The organism is Sphingobium naphthae (assembly GCF_043589935.1).
GTDB lineage: Bacteria > Pseudomonadota > Alphaproteobacteria > Sphingomonadales > Sphingomonadaceae > Sphingobium > Sphingobium naphthae_A.
Genome location: NZ_CP171454.1, coordinates 1,875,543 through 1,892,644, shown reverse-complemented (window position 1 = coordinate 1,892,644; position 17,102 = coordinate 1,875,543). Strand labels below are relative to the sequence as shown.

At 64.8% G+C, this 17,102-nt stretch carries 11 protein-coding genes, 1 tRNA gene and 1 pseudogene; 5 read left to right on the top strand and 8 right to left on the bottom strand.

Going from position 1 to position 17,102, the window contains the following annotated elements; all coding sequences use genetic code 11:
- Positions 1 to 113: 113 nt before the first annotated feature.
- Positions 114 to 323 carry a PQQ-dependent sugar dehydrogenase gene (locus tag ACGGKE_RS09325; protein ID WP_370638089.1) on the bottom strand — a complete coding sequence of 70 codons (210 nt, stop codon included), beginning with the start codon at positions 321 to 323 and terminating at the stop codon, positions 114 to 116.
- A gap of 348 nt (positions 324 to 671) precedes the next feature.
- Positions 672 to 992: pseudogene (locus ACGGKE_RS09320) on the bottom strand (ATP-binding protein); the annotation flags it as partial.
- A gap of 110 nt (positions 993 to 1,102) precedes the next feature.
- Here ACGGKE_RS09320 and ACGGKE_RS09315 point away from each other — a divergent pair.
- Positions 1,103 to 1,732 carry a DUF2026 family protein gene (locus ACGGKE_RS09315; RefSeq protein WP_324261628.1) on the top strand — a complete coding sequence of 210 codons (630 nt, stop codon included), beginning with the start codon at positions 1,103 to 1,105 and terminating at the stop codon, positions 1,730 to 1,732.
- Positions 1,733 to 1,848: 116 nt separating this feature from the next.
- Here the strand turns inward: ACGGKE_RS09315 and ACGGKE_RS09310 are convergent, their stop codons facing one another.
- The 4 genes from ACGGKE_RS09310 to ACGGKE_RS09295 all read right to left on the bottom strand — a co-directional run bounded on the left by ACGGKE_RS09310 (position 1,849) and on the right by ACGGKE_RS09295 (position 8,592).
- Positions 1,849 to 3,957, bottom strand: coding sequence for a ParB/Srx family N-terminal domain-containing protein (locus ACGGKE_RS09310; RefSeq protein WP_066859801.1), 2,109 nt, complete (start codon positions 3,955 to 3,957; stop codon positions 1,849 to 1,851).
- Positions 3,958 to 4,515: 558 nt separating this feature from the next.
- Positions 4,516 to 7,017 carry a S8 family peptidase gene (locus ACGGKE_RS09305; RefSeq protein WP_066859799.1) on the bottom strand — a complete coding sequence of 834 codons (2,502 nt, stop codon included), beginning with the start codon at positions 7,015 to 7,017 and terminating at the stop codon, positions 4,516 to 4,518.
- 3 nt (positions 7,018 to 7,020) lie between these two features.
- A complete protein-coding gene (locus tag ACGGKE_RS09300) occupies positions 7,021 to 8,016 on the bottom strand; it encodes an AAA family ATPase (RefSeq protein ID WP_066859796.1) in 996 nt (331 codons plus the stop codon).
- A gap of 501 nt (positions 8,017 to 8,517) precedes the next feature.
- Positions 8,518 to 8,592: transfer RNA gene (locus ACGGKE_RS09295), tRNA-Gly, on the bottom strand.
- A 328-nt stretch (positions 8,593 to 8,920) separates the two neighbouring features.
- Between ACGGKE_RS09295 and paoA the strand changes: the two genes are divergently transcribed.
- Genes paoA through paoC form a run of 3 tightly spaced genes read left to right on the top strand, consistent with a single transcriptional unit; the run spans position 8,921 to position 12,707 of the window.
- Entirely contained in the window at positions 8,921 to 9,553 is a 633-nt protein-coding gene (gene paoA, locus ACGGKE_RS09290; protein ID WP_394437251.1) for an aldehyde dehydrogenase iron-sulfur subunit PaoA, read from the top strand.
- Positions 9,550 to 10,506, top strand: a complete 957-nt coding sequence (locus ACGGKE_RS09285; protein ID WP_394437249.1) for an FAD binding domain-containing protein — start codon at positions 9,550 to 9,552, stop codon at positions 10,504 to 10,506. The genes paoA and ACGGKE_RS09285 overlap by 4 nt, the downstream gene beginning before the upstream one ends.
- A complete protein-coding gene (gene paoC, locus ACGGKE_RS09280) occupies positions 10,503 to 12,707 on the top strand; it encodes an aldehyde oxidoreductase molybdenum-binding subunit PaoC (protein ID WP_394437247.1) in 2,205 nt (734 codons plus the stop codon). Before ACGGKE_RS09285 ends, paoC begins: the two co-directional genes overlap by 4 nt.
- A 24-nt stretch (positions 12,708 to 12,731) precedes the next feature.
- On the opposite strand, the gene ACGGKE_RS09275 is transcribed toward paoC, so the two are convergent.
- Both ACGGKE_RS09275 and ACGGKE_RS09270 read right to left on the bottom strand, forming a co-directional pair.
- Positions 12,732 to 13,124 (bottom strand): thioesterase family protein, encoded by a 393-nt coding sequence (locus ACGGKE_RS09275; protein ID WP_228164820.1) that lies wholly within the window; start codon positions 13,122 to 13,124, stop codon positions 12,732 to 12,734.
- The gene (locus ACGGKE_RS09270) at positions 13,124 to 15,208 is read right to left on the bottom strand and encodes a S9 family peptidase (RefSeq protein ID WP_394437244.1); all 2,085 of its coding nucleotides are present in this window, start codon (positions 15,206 to 15,208) and stop codon (positions 13,124 to 13,126) included. The genes ACGGKE_RS09275 and ACGGKE_RS09270 overlap by 1 nt, the downstream gene beginning before the upstream one ends.
- A gap of 110 nt (positions 15,209 to 15,318) precedes the next feature.
- Here ACGGKE_RS09270 and ACGGKE_RS09265 point away from each other — a divergent pair, with 110 nt between their 5' ends.
- A complete protein-coding gene (locus tag ACGGKE_RS09265) occupies positions 15,319 to 17,100 on the top strand; it encodes an aminopeptidase P family protein (RefSeq protein ID WP_394437242.1) in 1,782 nt (593 codons plus the stop codon).
- The last annotated feature ends 2 nt before the right edge of the window (positions 17,101 to 17,102 follow it).

Sequence of the window (17,102 nt, the reverse complement as noted above, 5' to 3'; positions counted from 1 at the left end):
TGATGCCCGCAAGGATCGCGCCGGGTTGCGCGCTGGGTAAATTGTGAGTGGCACCGAGCGCAGCAAACAAGTCCGCGTATCGCGGCCAGCGGCCCGTTCGGGCGGCAAGTTGATCAACGGGCTTGAGGCAAGTTGAGCCTATGCGAGCCAGAGTTACGCGTGACGCGAAGCAGGCGACCTTCCTGCTCGTCAGTCAGAAGGTAGAGTGCGCCGTCGGACCCGGCGCGGACATCGCGAATGCGCGCACCAAGTTCGGCGAACAATGTCTCTTCCTCGCCAGTGGGAACGCCGTCGCGCAACTTCCAGCAGGCGTTTACTGGCACTGGCGCAGATGGTGCCTGCGGCGCGACCTGGGCGTCCGCGCACTTGGTTACATCGAGATCTTTTCCAGAGCCGGGGGTGCTGACTGGCCTGCGATCCTCGACCTCCCCACATAAGGCGGCGCGCTGTCCCAAAAAAAATGGGAACAATCCCAAAATCGGTTGCAAATCACTGTCAAACGGCGTTCAAAAGGGACCCCCGATCGGCGTCGAAGAGGGACCCCCTTTTCAGATAATATGATGCTGGTTTGTTGAAGATGGCCTTGCGCTGCGTGCGGCGGAGGGCGGGCGTAGCCCGACCGGAGGCGCGCGCAGCGCAAGATAGATTTTTGAAGGCGCCGAAGGTGGCTGTCAGCTGCGGTTTTTGAAGCGCCAGCTGTCGTTGCCCGTCTCGACGATATCGCAGTGGTGGGTGACGCGGTCGAGCAGCGCCGTGGTCATCTTGGGATCGCCGAACACGGTCGGCCATTCGCCGAAGGCGAGGTTCGTGGTGATGATGACGCTGGTCCGCTCATAAAGCTTGCTGATGAGGTGGAACAGCAACTGCCCTCCCGAGCGGGCGAACGGCAGATAACCGAGCTCGTCGAGAACGATCAGGTCGAGCCGCGACAGCTGCGCCGCCAGGGTCCCGCCTTTGCCGATCCGGGTCTCCTCTTCGAGGCGTGTCACCACCGCAGGTAATGCGGCCCGCGCGGCACGCGGCGAGCCCCTGCCGTTGCTGCCTGGCTTGTTCGGTTGATCCAAGGCAATCAAGGCTCGGCCGATGTGACTGCGGAGTGTCCATGAGCAAATTTGTTCTGCCAATGCCCGAATATAACCGGGTCCATCAGATTATTCATGGCGTCATCAAAGATGAGGGGAATGTTGAACGTGGTTGCACGTTCTTCTCGATCGTCGGGTCGTATCTGTTGAATAAGCACTACGGAATTGCCGCCACGGCGGTTGCGGGCGGATTCGCGCTCTGTGTCGATGATGCTCCCAAGTGCATCTTCTATGGCAAGGATGAGGGCGGTAAGTTCAGTTGGGGCAACGATGGCTTCCATATGTGGGTGCAGACGAAAGATCATGTCATCGACTTTATGGCGCCGATCTACGCTGAGTCGTTCGCCATTGCCCAACCCGATGTCGTGCTCCCGCGCAAGATGTTCCAGAAACGCCTTGAGGACGACAAGCAGAGCCTGGACGATTTACAGGCTACGGGCGACTATATGGTCTTTCCTGATCCCGATCTGAGCGAGGAATTGATCGACCATTTCCTGAGCCGCCCGATCAATACCGACCTGTTGGGCATAGCCGAGGCGTGGTTCGGGAGCCGGCGCGGGAAGCAGCGGCCGACGATCAGCATGGGCAGCAACGACGGAATCGTGCGGCATCTCACATTACCCCCCACAATAGCGCGCGGAGCTTGGTAGGCATTCAACCCCGCCTATGAAACAGGAACGGCCGCGCCCGGTCAGGGCGCGGCCGCATTTTTCGGCCTCTCGTCAAAGGTAAGGCCGGGACCGCCATAGCAGCCCCGGCCCGTCACCTATTCAGCGGCTACCGCATAGTGCGACTGCTCGCCTTCCAACGGCTCCACCATATCCCCGCCGTCCTGCGCTTCGGTATTGGGGGCCTCCGCTTCGGACGGCTGCGCGTCCGTCTCGAAATCCTCCTCCTTCACCTCCACGGCCTCCGGCGCTTCGGCTTCCGGCTCGACGGTTTGCAACACAGTTGGCAACCATCCCGTTCCGGCGACAAGCCGCTCCGCCTCGTCGGCCATTGCTTCCTTCTTCAACGGCTGGATGCGCTCCGCTGCCTCCGGGGAGATGGCCTCGCTCACCGCCTGCGCGATATGAGCCTTGGTGACGCGCCCGAAATAGCTACGCGTGTTCGCGGTCCACGTCGCCGTCATGTCGAGCCCGATGGCCTGCGCCAGCCCGTCCGCCGCCTCGATGCGGGTGACGGGACGTTCCCACGGCACCTTCACCGCATTGACGGTGAGCGACACGCAATGCGCCAGCAATGCGGTGCGGCTTTCGGCGTCCAGCCCGGCGAGAAACGACCACAGGTCCGCCGTCTCACCCGGAAGCTGCTCGCCCCACTGGTCATGCCGCGCCGCCAGCGCCTCGCCCGCCTCGGTGTTCGCGATGCCCTCGGCGTGGGTGGTGAGGTCTTCGCTCTTGGCGGTGACGGTGAGACAGGACTTGCCGAACCCATGATAGAACAGGTCCAGCACCAGCGCGTGGGTCAACGCGACCATCGCCATGTCGGGCTGCTCGCCAAGGGCCAGACGAAGGCCGAGCGTCCGATGCGCCGTGAGGTCACGAATGAGGCTGTCGGAAATGGGCTTGCCCGCGTCGGCCTCCCCCAATTCCACTTCTTCGTCCGCATCCTCGTCGTGTTCGTTGGCTCCGCCGTCCTCCACACGGATGCCGTCGCTGTCGTCCTCCGGGTCCGCTTCCGGCTGCGGCTCGTCCTCGGCACGGACATAACCGCGCTCGATCTTCACCTCGCCGGTGGAGCCGAGCGAAACGAAAACGCCGCCACGCTCGATCACCGCAGGATCATAGGCAGAACGCTTGGCGCAGAGCGCATCGATCTCGTCGCTCAACGCCTGCGCCTTCGCCGCCACGGCCTCGGGCATGTCCTCATAAGAGTCATAGCCTTCGATCAGCGCATCATGGGCTTCCGCTGCCTCCGACAGCCGCACCTCGTCCTTATCGGACAGGGCGATATGCTGCGGATAATAACGCCGCATCCCATGACCGTGGGGGAAGTCGATGCTGACCTCGCCCCATTTCCAGCCCTCGGCCAGAACCTCCCCGGCGATCTCGCGCAACCGCTCCACCACAAGCGTATCGAGCAAGCCTGCATCCTCGAAGAAACCACCGTCATCCTCGGTGAACAGGTCACGGATGATCGTGCCGCCCGCCTCGACATAGGCGTCCGCCCCGATAAACACCGCCCGCCGGTCAGTCGCCGGGATATTGCTTGCGGTAAGATCGCGCCGGATGATCCACGGCTCCTTGTTCCATGACAGGTTCTCGAAGACCTGCTCCTGCCGGGCATGGTCGTCGGTGATGGTGAACGCGGCCAGTTGGTCGAGCGTAAGGCCGTCTTGCCGATACACATCCATCAGCTTCGGGCTGATCGCACCGAGACGCAGCCGCCGCTTCACCACATCAGGGGACACGCCGAACCGCGCACCGATTTCCTCCGCACCCCATCCCTTGTCGCGGGACAGTTCATGGAACCGCTCGAACTGGTCGGCGGGGTGCATCGGCGTCCGGGTGACATTCTCGTCAAGGCTGATCTCCGCCGCGTCGTTCTCGGTGTCGAGATAGCAGCGGATGGGCTGCGTCCGTTTTATCTGCTTGCGCTTGGCGCGCAGCAACTGCGCCAGCCTCCGGCCCTCGCCAGCGGTGACGAAATAGCAGCCGGTCGGCACGCCGTCCTTCGTCTCCGGTTCCACGACAAGGTTCTGGATCATCCCCTTGTGCTGGATGGACGCCGCCAGCGCCTCGATCGCTGCCTCGCCGTGCGGCACCTTTCGCGCATTCTTCGGCGACTTCTTGAGCTTGTTGAGGGGCACGAAAATCTCGATGCCCGACACCGGCTCGGCGGCACTGGTTTCGATCTGAACAATCTTGGTCATCTTCCTACTCCTTGGGTTTCCGCGCAGCGGGAAGCGCCGCGCTGAAACCCTGCCCGTCGGCGAGACCGGGGGTGCAAACGGAGGGACGGCTTCGCGGGGAACCGGCTGCACGGAGCGAAGCGCAGGAAGCTGGGCGGAAGACGTTCCGAAGTGCGCCAGGGGCAGCGCCCCAAGGACCGGGCCGCTTGCGGCGCCACAAAGAGACGCACCCTTGCGGCGGACAGCCGGCGCGGCGGCGTGCGCGCGGACACTGGGGGCCAGCCGTTGCCGCGCCCCCGACCAGAGCAAGAGTGCCACGCGGGCCGAGAAATACGCGCGAACCCTGGGCGGCCTTAGCCGCCAGAGTGCGCTCACCAGATCCCCGCGTTCTGCTCAGGGGCGTTGCGGGGTGTCCCCGCTCGAAGGGGTCTGGCGAGACCCGCTGGGGCTCGGCAGCAGGGGAAGGCCTTCCCCCGCAAGCCATTCAACCTGCCCGGAAAACAAAAGGCACCGGCGGTATGTCGGCAAGCTCTGCTGAATCCGTGCATTCGTCGGCACGGGACGGCTCCGCTTTTCGCGTTATCCTTCGATTTCGACGCCGATCAGTGTCGGGATGGCCGTTTCGATCGGAGTATAGAGATCGACTTCCGCTTCCGGCGTCTCAAGGCTGACGATCAAGGCGTAACGTGCTCTGTCGTTGAAGCGCTTGAGCCCGGTTCGCTCCCGCCACCAGCCGGTGATCGGGTGGATATAAAGCATGTTCCGGGCGGCAAGCTCGACGGCCGGGCCTTCCCAGATGTCGACATGCAGCGATCCGGCCGAGATGGCGCGCTCACCGAACAGCCAGCCATCATTATTCTCATTCACCGGCCGCGGGTCATTCTCCTCGCGCCCTTCTGCGTTGTTCCTGCGCAGGAAGTTCGCGGTGGTCTCCCGCGACCGTTTCAAGTCAAAGCGAAGGCCGAAGGATTGGTAGCGCGCCGGGTCGATTGCCGTGGCGAAACTGGGATTGGGCTCGATGAAATAGGAGAGCGTCACCTTCAGCCGCACACGCAGATTGTCGAGGTCTTCGAGAATCTGGCGTGGCCAGGGCAGCGGATAGACATGGGCCTCGTTGAAGCGGACGCCTGACGCCTCCTTGCGGAAGGGCTGAATCTCCCTTTGGGCGACAAGCGCGAGATCGTTGATCGCGGATGCGCGAGCGCGGGCAAGGCCGGGAAGGCCGTAACCATAGCGGCGGAGACAATCCGCCTTGTCGCGCTTGGCCGCGCAGGCAGCGATGGCCTCGGTCATGGGCGGGGTCCAGCGCGCACTATGGACCATCAGCGCCCGGATGGTTTCCGGCCAATAGTCGGGATCGTCTGCCGCGATCTGCGCGGCTAAGCGGGCCGCCTGCGCGGTCGCCGCGCTGGTCGCCCAGAAGCTGTCGAGCGGGCGCTGACCGACATCGCGCGCGGTGGTCAGAAGCGAAAGAGAGTCGAGGCCGGCAATCGCTTCAGTTTTCGCGGGGCTGATCGCCCGGTTGCCTGCCTCGAACACGAGGTCGGGCTTGAACGGCGATTGGCCCGAGCGCCAGAGGTAGGAGGTGCGGCTGTAGGGGCTTCCGGCGCCGACGGTCGCCATCGGCGTCCAGCCCTCGTAGCCGGCTTCCGCGATCTGGCTCTTTTCGGTGTAGCCGCCGATCGCAAGCGCATTCCAAGCCTGACAGGGATCTTCGGCCGGAAAGGCATCGGTGTCCGCGATCTCAGCCGGATCGGCGTGGTCGGGGACATTGCCGGCGGCGAGGACGATGAGCCTCTTGGGCGCCGGGTTCTCCTGATCCTCGGATTCGGCGCCGGCCGCGGCCTGGTCGATGGCGGCGCTCCATGCAGTCGCGTCGGCACCGCTACGTCCACCATTGGTAACGGCCATGCAGAACATACGCGCTCGGTCAGGGTTCTGGATTTCGGCGCGTGCGATGGCGCCTTGGGTGATGGGACCGTAAGCGTGCGGGTCGTTTGGGGGAAAACCTGCGGGCGGCAGGATTTTGACCGACTCCAGTCGGTGGGTAAGGCGTCGCTGTTCCTGATCGGCCAAGGGCGCCACGAGGTCGCCGTGCAGCGCCAATCCCGCCATGCCGGTGCCGTGGCCGGAGCCTGGCGCATGATCGTCACCGCCCCAGGCGGGATCGACGCTCAAGAGGTCTTCGACCGCCAGGGCGGGCTCGATGAGCGGATGGGCACGATTGACGCCGGTATCGAGGAGGCAGATGGCCGGCGCCTCGCGGCCGGGCCAGATCGTCCGTTCGGCAAGGTCTTCGATGAACGCGCGCGCCTCGTCGCGCAGGTCATGGGTGAAAACATGAGGATTGTCGCTGGCGCGCCGCAGCTCGGCAATGCCGCCAGTGGCGAACAGCAACAACTCGATCGCGGCACGGCGACCATAGACTGGAACGACGATGGTTTCGGGAAAGCGCAGGAAGGTGTCGCCCTCGCCGACATGGAGCCCAAGCTGGGCGGCGGCTTCGAGAACGCGGTCAACCCTGTCGCGGAAGCACCACAGCGACCACCACATTTCCGCTTGAGGGTCTTCAGGCAATGCGGCGGGATCGTCCCGCCAGAAGGTGCGGATGCGCGCTTCGCGGATATGCTCGATCGTCTCGACGCGGGTTTTCCCTTTGGGCGAGCCGGTGCGCTCGTTGAGCGGCCCGAAAGTGTAATCCTGGAACACCGCTTCGAGCGTGTCGCGCATGTCGTCGGGCACGAACAAGGCGATGCGACGCGCGCCTTGTTCGGTGAAGGTCACAGCGCCTTGCCGGGTTTTCTCCCGCGTGCGTTCGAGCGTGGTCGGGCCGGCTTGCGGCGACAGCTCCACTTCAAGGAAAGTGCCGTCCGGCGGAGGAAGGAGCGCAACGCCGTCCGGCCTCTGTCGGGCCTGTTCGGCCTGTTGAAAGGCCGAAGCGAGTTCGGCGATCAAGCGCTGGCCGTGGTCCTCGCGGATGCGGATGAGCGGGCGCTGCCGGGCATTGCTGCCCGGAGATTTGAACGCAACGCTGTGAGCCAGTCCCGAAATGTCGAGATGCGGTCGGTCGTGTTGCGCCACAGGTCAGTGTTTCGCAGAGAACGCGGTGCGCATCGCTTGGCGCTCGGCGAGGCGAGCGATGATGTCGGGCGTGGCGATCTGGTCGCGCTGGTCGAGGATCGCGGCCTTGACGGCTTCGTCGGCTGCGCGCGCAATCTCGGCCTGGCTGAGGCCGCGCGCCGCCTTCTCGATGGTGGACCAAGCCAGGCGGGGATATTTCAGCGGCTTGAGGTTGGCCTTGACCACGGCCCGCACCTGTTCGGCCGAGGGCAGCTCGAACTCGATCACGTCGTCGAAGCGGCGCAGCAAGGCCCTATCGAGCAATTCGGGATGGTTGGTTGCCGCCACGAGCGGACTATCGGTGGCGCTCTTTTCCTCCATGAACTGAAGGAAGCTGTTGAGGACGCGGCGCATCTCGGCAACGTCGTTCGAGGCCGTGCGATGCCCGCCTACGGCATCGAACTCATCGAACAGATAGACGGCGCGGCGGCGCAGGGTCTCGTCGAACACAAGCCTGAGCTTGGCGGCGGTCTCACCCATGAAGCGGGTAATGAGCGTCTCCAGCCTTATGATGAAGAGCGGCAGCTTCAGCTCGCCAGCCAAGGCTTCGGCGGTCATGGTCTTGCCCGATCCGGGCGGACCGACGAACAGGAGCCGCCGGTTAGGGGCCTTGCCATGCTCGCGCAGCCAGTCCCGTCGACGTTGCTGGAGAAGAGCATTGCCGAGCCGTTCCGAGACTGCGGCCGGGAGGATCACGTCGGCGAGCGTCACCGTAGGTTCGCGAAGATCGAGGAGACCTTCAAGATCACCGCGCGGGCGGGCGAAAACGATAGGAATTGATGGGCTGACACCGCGCGCGGCGCGCGCCGTATCGACAGCCGTGCGCAAGTCGTTTGCGGTGTCTCTGCGACCCTGCCGGGCCTCAGCAGCGGCAACCTGCAAAGCGATCGAATAGAACTGCTCGTCGTCGCCTTCCGCTCGACTGCGCAGCATGGCCAATATCTGTTTGGCATTAGACACTGAATTTACTCGATTTCTTTCTCACACACATTTCCCCCATCGTTCCTGATTCAATAACGCAAACGCTCCAAGAATTGAAGAACAAGCTGGGGCGGGCGCGCGATATTCGCAAAACCTTCGTGGCGGTCGGCTCCAAAGCCGCCGGACCAGAGACGCTCGCCGCGCCTCATTCCCCGGCTGGCAACAAGCGAGCGGCTAAGATTGACGTCGGGCCTTTCATCGTTCGCGTAAGCAAAAACAGCTCCGCGTAAGCAGGAGCGGAAAGGCGCGTAAGCAACTTTTCGCGTCAGGATGAGAGCACGCGGAAGAACGCCGAATGAGCAACCTTGAGGGGCGTGAAATATGGAGGATAGGCCTATTTCCGCCGGGAGCACGCCAGAACCACGCATTTCCTGGGCATTTCCTGCTTACGTATTGCTTACTTTTTGTTCCTGACGGAGCGCGTAAGCAAAAAAGGCGGCTGTGAAAGCCGCCTAACTGCATGATCTTGCTATGGAAAACTGGAGCGGGCGAAGGGATTCGAACCCTCGACCCCAACCTTGGCAAGGTTGTGCTCTACCCCTGAGCTACGCCCGCTCTGGCGGCCGGAGGCTGTGTTCCTCTCGGCGGGTGGCGGCGAACTAGCAGCGGTCCGTGATGGGAGCAAGGGGAGAATTGCAGAAAAATGAAATTTCCTTTCGCCGGCGCACAATTGCATTTGAAAACAATAAGATAGCTGCTGCCACAGTTACCGTCCACCGGTCGCTTCGGGATCCGCTGCCCGAATCGGCATTGCCACCCGGGCTCTTCCCCCTGGCGGCCGGAAGCGATAGCCTGTGCCTTATCCGTCGAACTTTCCTGCCGGGCGGATCAATTGTCCTTGCGCTTCGTAATCATCTGCAGATTTGAAAAGGATGGACCAGCCATGACAGCCGACCATGTCACGCGCCGAGGGCTCATGCAGGGCGGCGGCGCGCTTCTTGCCGCCGCGCCGCTCGCATTGCAGGCGCAGGCCGCCACGACCGCGTCCGTCAGCAAAGGAGCCCCGATGACGCCTGTCGAACTCACCGTGAACGGCCGCGAGGTCCATCTGCAGCTGGACCCGCGCACCAGCCTGCTCGATGCGCTGCGCGAACATTTGAAGCTCACCGGCACCAAGAAGGGGTGCGATCATGGCCAGTGCGGCGCCTGTACCGTCATCGTCGAAGGCCGGCGCATCAATAGCTGCCTGACGCTTGCGGTGATGCATGACGGCGAGGATGTGACGACGATCGAGGGGCTGGGTACGCCCGAGGCGCTGCACCCGATGCAGAAGGCATTCATCGTCCATGATGGGTATCAGTGCGGCTATTGCACGCCGGGGCAGATCTGTTCCGCCGTGTCCGTGCTGGAGGAGATCAAGGCCGGCATCCCCAGTCACGTCACCGAGGACCTCGACAAGGTGACGTTCAGCGCGGCAGAAGTGCGCGAGCGCATGAGCGGCAATATCTGCCGCTGCGCCGCCTATTCCAACATCGTCGCCGCGATCAGCGACGTCGCCGGGGAGGCAGAAGCATGAAGCCCTTCACCTATGAGCGCGCTGCCAGTGTGGAAGCGGCAGCAAAGGCGGCAGCGTCGGTTCAGGGCGCCCGCTTCATCGCCGGCGGCACCAATTTGCTCGACCTCATGAAATTGCAGATCGAAACGCCCACCCATCTGATCGACGTCAATCGCTTGGGCCTTGATCGCATCGAAAAGACGGAGGAGGGGGGACTGCGCATCGGCGCGCTGGTCCGCAACACCGATCTGGCGGCCGACGCGACCGTTCGCCGCGACTATGCGGTGCTCAGCCGTGCGCTGGTGGCGGGCGCTTCGGGCCAGTTGCGCAACAAGGCGACGACGGCGGGCAATCTGCTGCAACGCACGCGCTGCCCCTATTTCTACGATACGCGCATGCCCTGCAACAAGCGCAAGCCCGGCAGCGGCTGCGGCGCGATGAAGGGCGTCAGCCGCAGCCTCGCCATATTGGGCGTCAGCGACGCCTGCATCGCCCAGCATCCCAGCGACATGGCGGTGGCGATGCGCCTGCTCGACGCGCAGGTCGACACGGTCGATGCTGCCGGGGCCGGTCGCTCCATCCCGATCGCCGACTTTCACGTGCTGCCCGGCGATACGCCGCACAAGGAAACGGTGCTGAAGGCCGGCGAGATCATCACGTCGGTCACGCTGCCCCGGCCCGTCGGCGGAACCCATGTCTATCGCAAGGTGCGCGACCGCGCTTCCTACGCCTTTGCGCTGGTGTCGGTCGCGGCCATCTTCGGGAAGGACGGGACGGCGCGCTTCGCCTTTGGCGGCATCGGCGCCAAGCCCTGGCGCACGGCGGAGGGCGACGCCGCCGCCGCCCAAGGCGCGCGGGCGGTGGCCGAAGCGACGCTGGCGGGCGCGCGCACGACGCACGACAATGATTTCAAGCGGTCGCTGGTCGAAAAGACCCTGGCGTCGCTCTACCGGCAGCAGGAGGCACGGGCATGAAGTTCGACACCCCCGCAGGACGGAATCCGATCGACCAGGGGCGGGTGATCGGCATCCCGCACGACCGCATCGACGGCGCGGCCAAGGTGACGGGCACGGCGGCTTATGCCTATGAGCGCCACGACGCCGCGCCCAACGCTGCTTATGGCTGGATCGTGGGCTCCGCCATCGCCAAGGGGCGGATCGCCGCGATGGACCTGCGCGCGGCCGAGGCATCGCCGGGCGTGCTGGGCATCGTCACGCACGCCAATGCGGGCAAGCTGACCAAAGGCAGCATGAACACCGCGCATCTGCTGGGCGGTCCGCAGATCGAACATTATGAGCAGGCGCTGGCGCTGGTCGTCGCCGATACGTTCGAAAATGCGCGCGCCGCCGCCGCGCTGGTGCGGATCGACTATGCGCCCGAGGACGGCAAGTTCGACCTTGCCGCCGAACGGCTGAACGGCGTGATCCCGCCGCAGGGCTTTGGCGGCCCGGCCGATACCAAGGCGGGCGATTTCGACGGCGCCTTCGCCAGCGCGGCGGTCAAGCTCGAGCAGACCTATACGACGCCGGATCAGAGCCATGCGATGATGGAGCCACATGCCAGCATCGCCGCCTGGAATGGCGACAAGCTGACGCTGTGGACATCCAACCAGATGATCGCCTGGGGCGTGGGCGACATGGCCAAGACGCTGGGCATCCCCAAGGAGAATGTCCGGCTCGTCTCCCCCTATATCGGCGGCGGCTTCGGATCGAAGCTGTTCCTGCGCGCCGATGCGCTGCTGGCGGCGCTGGGCGCGCGCCAGGTGGGGCGGCCGGTCAAGGTCGCCATTGCGCGTCCGCAAATCCCCAACAACACGACGCATCGGCCCGCGACCATTCAGCGCATCCGCATCGGCGCGGACAAGGATGGCGTGATCGACGCGATCGCGCATGAAGTCTGGTCGGGCGACCTGCCCGGCGGCGGTCCCGAAACCGCGGCGCAGCAGACGCGGCTGCTATATCGCGGCGACAATCGCCTGACCGCGCACCGGCTGGTGACGCTGAACCTGCCCGAAGGCAATGCCATGCGCGCGCCGGGCGAGGCGGTCGGCCTGCTGGCGCTGGAAGTCGCGATGGACGAACTGGCCGAAGCCTGCGGCGTCGATCCGGTCGAGCTGCGCATCCGCAACGATGTCCAATATGATCCCGAGGCCGGGCCGCAGCGGCCTTTCTCCAGCCGCAAGCTGGTGGAATGCCTGCGCGCGGGCGCGGATCGCTTCGGCTGGAGCAAGCGCAACCCCCGGCCCGGCCAGGTGCGCGATGGCCGCTGGCTGGTCGGCATGGGCATGGCGTCGGCCTTCCGCAACAATCTCACCGAAAAATCGGGCGCCCGCATCGGGGTGGACGGTCAGGGCAGGGTCATCGTCGAAACCGACATGACCGACATCGGCACCGGCAGCTACACCATCATCGCGCAGACCGCGGCCGAAATGCTGGGCGTCGATCTGGATCAGGTGACGGTGCGGCTGGGCGACAGCCGCTTTCCCGTCTCGTCGGGATCGGGCGGCCAGTGGGGCGCGAACAGCTCGACCGCCGGCGTCTATGCCGCGGCCATGGCGCTGCGCGCGAAGATCGCGGAAAAGGCGGGCTATCCCGCCGATCAGGCGCAGTTCGACGACGGGCTGGTGCGGCTGGGCAACCAGTCGCAGCCGCTGGCGGCGCTCGCCGGCGCGCAGGGCCTGTGGGCGGAGGACAGCATGGAATATGGCGACCTCGACAAACGCTATGCTCAGGCGACCTTCGGCGCGCATTTCTGCGAAGTGGGCGTGGACATGGACACGGCCGAAGTGCGCGTGCGCCGCATGGGCGGCGCCTTTGCCGCCGGGCGCATCCTCAACCCCAAATCGGCGCGCAGCCAGGTGATCGGCGCAATGACCATGGGGGTGGGCGCGGCGTTGATGGAGGCGCTGGACGTCGACACGCGCTTCGGCTTCTTCGTCAACCACGACATGGCCGAATATCAGGTGCCGGTCCATGCCGACATTCCCGATCAGGATGTGCTGTTCATCGAAGAGCTGGACGACAAAAGCTCGCCGATGAAGGCCAAGGGCGTGGGCGAACTGGGCATTTGCGGCGCAGGCGCGGCAGTGGCGAACGCGATCTACAATGCGACCGGCATCCGCCTGCGCGATTATCCGCTGACGCTCGACAAGCTGCTCAAGGCGCAGGCGGCCTGAATTTTCTTCCGCAGGTGGCGGCGTTCACACGAAGTTCGCCGCCACTTCCGCCGGCACGCGCAGGATGCGGCCCGACGCCTTGTCGATGATCGCCCATGTGGACTTGGCCGCCACCTTCACCTTGCCGTCCGGTCCGGTAAACTCGATCATCCGGTCGAAGCGGGCGCCGCGCGGTCCTTCGGGAATCCAGGTGCGCGCCGTCACCGTCTCGCCCTCGGTAACATTGCCGCGATAGTCGATCTCGTGCCGCGTCACGACCCAGATATAGGCCTCGACATGCGCCGGATCGGCGTCATGCATCCAGTGGTCGACCGACACCTGCTCCATCCATTGGACCCAGACGGCATTGTTCACATGCCCCAGCACGTCGATATGCTCGGGCCGGGCGGTGATCTGTGTGGTGAAGCTCGATGCCATCAGCCCTCGATCCCCAGCTGCCACAGGATGAAGGCGAATTCCTCCGCCGTCTCGTGCAGGCTCTCGAACCGTCCGGACTTGCCGCCATGGCCCGCGCCCATATTGGTCTTGAGCAGCAGGATATTGTCGTCTGTCTTGGTCGCGCGCAACCGCGCCACCCATTTCGCCGGTTCCCAATAGGTGACGCGCGGATCGTTGAGGCCCGCCGTCACCAGCAGCGGCGGATAGGCCTGGGGTTTCACATTGCCATAGGGATCGTAGGACTGGATCGTGCGGAACGCCGCCTCGTCCTCGATCGGGTTGCCCCATTCGGGCCATTCTCCCGGCGTCAGCGGCAGGCTGGCGTCCAGCATGGTGTTGAGCACGTCGACGAAGGGCACATGGGCGACGACCGCGCCCCACAGGTCGGGATCGGAATTGATCACTGCGCCCATCAGCTCGCCGCCGGCCGATCCGCCCGAAATGCTGATCCGGCCCTTCGCCGCATAGCCGCGGTCGATCAGCCCCCTGGCGACATCGACGAAGTCGGTGAAGGTATTGCTCCGCTTGTCGAGCTTGCCGTCCAGATACCATTGCTGGCCCAGATCGTCGCCCCCGCGGATATGCGCGATCGCGAAGGCGAAGCCGCGGTCGAGCAGCGACAGGCGGCTGGTCGAAAAGCCAGGCTCCATCGCCAGCCCATAGGCGCCATAGCCGTACAGATGCAGCGGCGCGCTGCCGTCCTTGGGGAAACCGGCGGGATAGACGATCGACACCGGGATTTCGGTGCCGTCGCGCGCCGGGATCATCAGCCGCTCGGTCGCATAGCGGTCGGCGTCATAGCCCGACGGGATCTCCTGGACCTTCAGCACCTCCAGCGCGCCCGTATCCAGATGATAATCATAGATGGTGTCGGGCGTGACCATCGATTCATAGCCGATGCGCAGCTTCGTCACGTCATATTCCGGATTGTCGTCTAGGCTCGCCGAATAGCTCGCCTCGGGGAAGGGGATGCGCTTGGCCTGATGCGACGCATAATCGCGCAGCTCGATCTGGTCGAGCCCGTCCTGCCGCCCTTCGGTGACGTAGAAATGCTTGAACAGCGTGAAGTCGGTCAGATAGAAATGCGCGTCCGGCCCGATCACTTCGTCCCACGCGCCCGGCGCGTCCAGTCGCGCCTTCACCAGCCGGAAATTGGGGTGCGTGTCGTTGGTGCGGATATAGAGCGTGCCGTCATGCTCATCGACATCATATTCGCGGCCCGGCAACCTTGCGGACACCAGCAGCGGCTCTGCGGTGGGATCATCGGCAGGCACCAGCCAGGCTTCGCTGGTGACATGGTCGCCCGTCGCGATGACGATATATTTCTCTGACGATGTGAGCCCGATCGAGACGCGAAAGCCCTCGTCCGCCTCATGGAACAGCTGGGCGTCGCTGGCGACATCCTGGCCCAGCCAGTGCAGCCGCGCATTGTCCGTCCGCCAGTTTTCATTGGCGAGGCCATAGAGCAGCCCCTTGCTGTCCGACGTCCACACCAGCGACGACAGGGTGCCGGGAATGACTTCGGGCAGGATCTCGCCGCTGAACAGATCCTTGATCCGCGCTTCGAAGCGTTCCGACCCGTTGGTGTCGATCGCATAGGCAAGGTAGCGGCCATTCGGGCTGACCGACAGCGCACCCAGGCGAAAATAATCATGCCCCTGCGCCAGCGCCGGTTCGTCCAGGATCAGCTGGTCGGCCGACCCGTCCGCCGGCGCGGCCACGGGGCGGCGATACCATTTGCGATATTGCGCGCCGGTTTCGAAGGCGCGCCAATAGACATAGTCGCCATCTTTCTGCGGCACCGACGCGTCATCTTCCTTGATGCGCCCCTTCATTTCCCGGAACAGCCGGTCGATCAGCGGCTTGTGCGGCGCCATCGCGCCTTCGAACCAGCGATTTTCCGCCTCCAGATACGCCAGCACATCCTTGTCCTTAACCTCCGGATACCCCGGGTCGCGCAGCCAGGCATAGGGGTCCTCCACCTCGATGCCATGGTGGGAAAATTGGTGAGGGCGGCGTTCGGCAACGGGTGGGAAGGCGGCGGGCGGGCTTTGATCGGTCATTAACTATCCATGGTTCAGACGGGGGCTGCGCTGGAATAAGCGCGCGTGCCCCTCTATGTTGTCGGCATTGCCGCCGGCGCAAGGGGCCGGAATGATCCAAGGAAGTGTTGATGTCCAGTTATGAAGATCGCCTGAAGGCCCTGCGCGCGCAACTGGTGCGCCAGAAGCTCGACGGTTTCGTGGTGCCGCTGACAGACGAGCATATGAGCGAATATGTCGGCGCCTATGCGCAGCGGCTCGCCTGGCTCACCGGCTTCCAGGGATCGGCCGGCAGCGCCGTGGTGTTGCCGCAGGAAGCGGCGATCTTCGTCGATGGCCGTTACACGCTGCAGGTGCGCGAGCAGGTGGACGCAGCCCATTGGCAATATGAAAGCGTGCCGCAGACCTCGATCGCCGCCTGGCTCAAGGATCATGCGGGGCAGGGCGCGCGCATCGGCTATGATCCCTGGCTCCACACCCGCGCCTGGGTGCGCCAGGCGACCGCCGCGCTGGCGGAAAAGGGCGCGGAGCTGGTCGCGGTCGACACCAATCCCGTCGATGCCGTCTGGCCCGACCGGCCCGCGCCCAGCGACGCGCGCCTGGTCGTGCATGACGATCGCTTCGCTGGCCGCAGCGCCGCCGAAAAGCGGGCCGCCATGGCCGACTGGCTGACGGCCAACAAGGCGGACGCCGCCATCCTGTCCGCGCTCGATTCGATCGCCTGGACCTTCAACATCCGCGGCAAGGATGTCGATCGCACGCCGGTCGCGCTCGCCTATGCCATCGTTCACGCCGACGCGACCGCCGACCTGTATGTTGCGCCGGAAAAGATGGACGACGCCGTGGCCCAGCATCTGGGCAATGCCGTGCGCGTCCATGACCGCGCCGCTTTCGCCGACGCCTTGGCCGACCTCAAGGGCAAGAGCGTCGTCGCCGATCCCGAACGCGCCGTCGCCGCCATATTCGAGGCGCTGGAGCAGGGGGGCGCCACCGTGCTGCCGCTGCGCGATCCGGCCGTGCTCCCGAAGGCGATCAAGAATGAGGCCGAGATTGCCGGGCACAAGGCGGCGCAGGCGCGCGACGGCGCGGCGCTCAGCCGCTTCCTGCACTGGCTCTCGGTCGAAGCGCCCAAGGGCGGTCTCACCGAAATGTCCGCCGCCGATCGGCTGGAGGCCTTCCGCAAGGAAACAGGCGTGCTGGAGGACCTGTCCTTCGACACGATCAGCGGCGCTGGTCCCAATGGCGCGGTCGTCCATTATCGCGTCGAGGAAAAGACCAATCGCCCGATTGAGACCGGCACGCTCTATCTCGTCGATTCGGGCGGGCAATATCGCGACGGCACCACCGACGTCACGCGCACCATCGCGGTGGGCGAGCCCACGCAGGAGATGAAGCACCGCTTCACCCTCGTCCTCAAGGGCCATGTCGCGCTCGCCCGCGCCGTCTTCCCGAAGGGGACGCGCGGCGGTCAGCTCGACGTGCTCGCGCGGCAATATCTGTGGGCCGAAGGGCTGGATTACGCCCATGGCACCGGCCATGGCGTCGGCAGCTTCCTGTCGGTGCATGAAGGGCCGCAGCGTATCGCCACCTTCGGTGGTGGCGACGAGCCGCTGGTGGCGGGCATGATCCTCTCCAACGAGCCGGGCTATTACAAGACCGGCGAATATGGGATCCGCATCGAAAATCTGGTGCTGGTCGAGGAGCGCGCCATTCCCGGCGCGGAAAAGGCGATGCTCGGCTTCGAAACGCTGACCTTCGCGCCGATCGACCGCGCGCTTGTCGCTCTCGACCTGCTCAGCCGCGAGGAGCGCGCCTGGGTCGACGCCTATCACGCCGCCGTGTTCGACCTGGTCGGACCGCAGCTGGATGGCGACGCGCGCGCTTGGCTCAAGGCCGCCTGCGCGCCGCTCTGATC

What these genes read in the sequence shown, in the direction of transcription:
- ACGGKE_RS09315 (WP_324261628.1), top strand. Translation starts at nt 1,103, where the DNA reads ATGAGCAAATTTGTTCTGCCAATGCCCGAATATAACCGGGTCCATCAG.
- ACGGKE_RS09310 (WP_066859801.1), bottom strand. Translation starts at nt 3,957, where the DNA reads ATGACCAAGATTGTTCAGATCGAAACCAGTGCCGCCGAGCCGGTGTCG.
- paoA (WP_394437251.1), top strand. Translation starts at nt 8,921, where the DNA reads ATGACAGCCGACCATGTCACGCGCCGAGGGCTCATGCAGGGCGGCGGC.
- ACGGKE_RS09285 (WP_394437249.1), top strand. Translation starts at nt 9,550, where the DNA reads ATGAAGCCCTTCACCTATGAGCGCGCTGCCAGTGTGGAAGCGGCAGCA.
- paoC (WP_394437247.1), top strand. Translation starts at nt 10,503, where the DNA reads ATGAAGTTCGACACCCCCGCAGGACGGAATCCGATCGACCAGGGGCGG.
- ACGGKE_RS09275 (WP_228164820.1), bottom strand. Translation starts at nt 13,124, where the DNA reads ATGGCATCGAGCTTCACCACACAGATCACCGCCCGGCCCGAGCATATC.
- ACGGKE_RS09270 (WP_394437244.1), bottom strand. Translation starts at nt 15,208, where the DNA reads ATGACCGATCAAAGCCCGCCCGCCGCCTTCCCACCCGTTGCCGAACGC.
- ACGGKE_RS09265 (WP_394437242.1), top strand. Translation starts at nt 15,319, where the DNA reads ATGTCCAGTTATGAAGATCGCCTGAAGGCCCTGCGCGCGCAACTGGTG.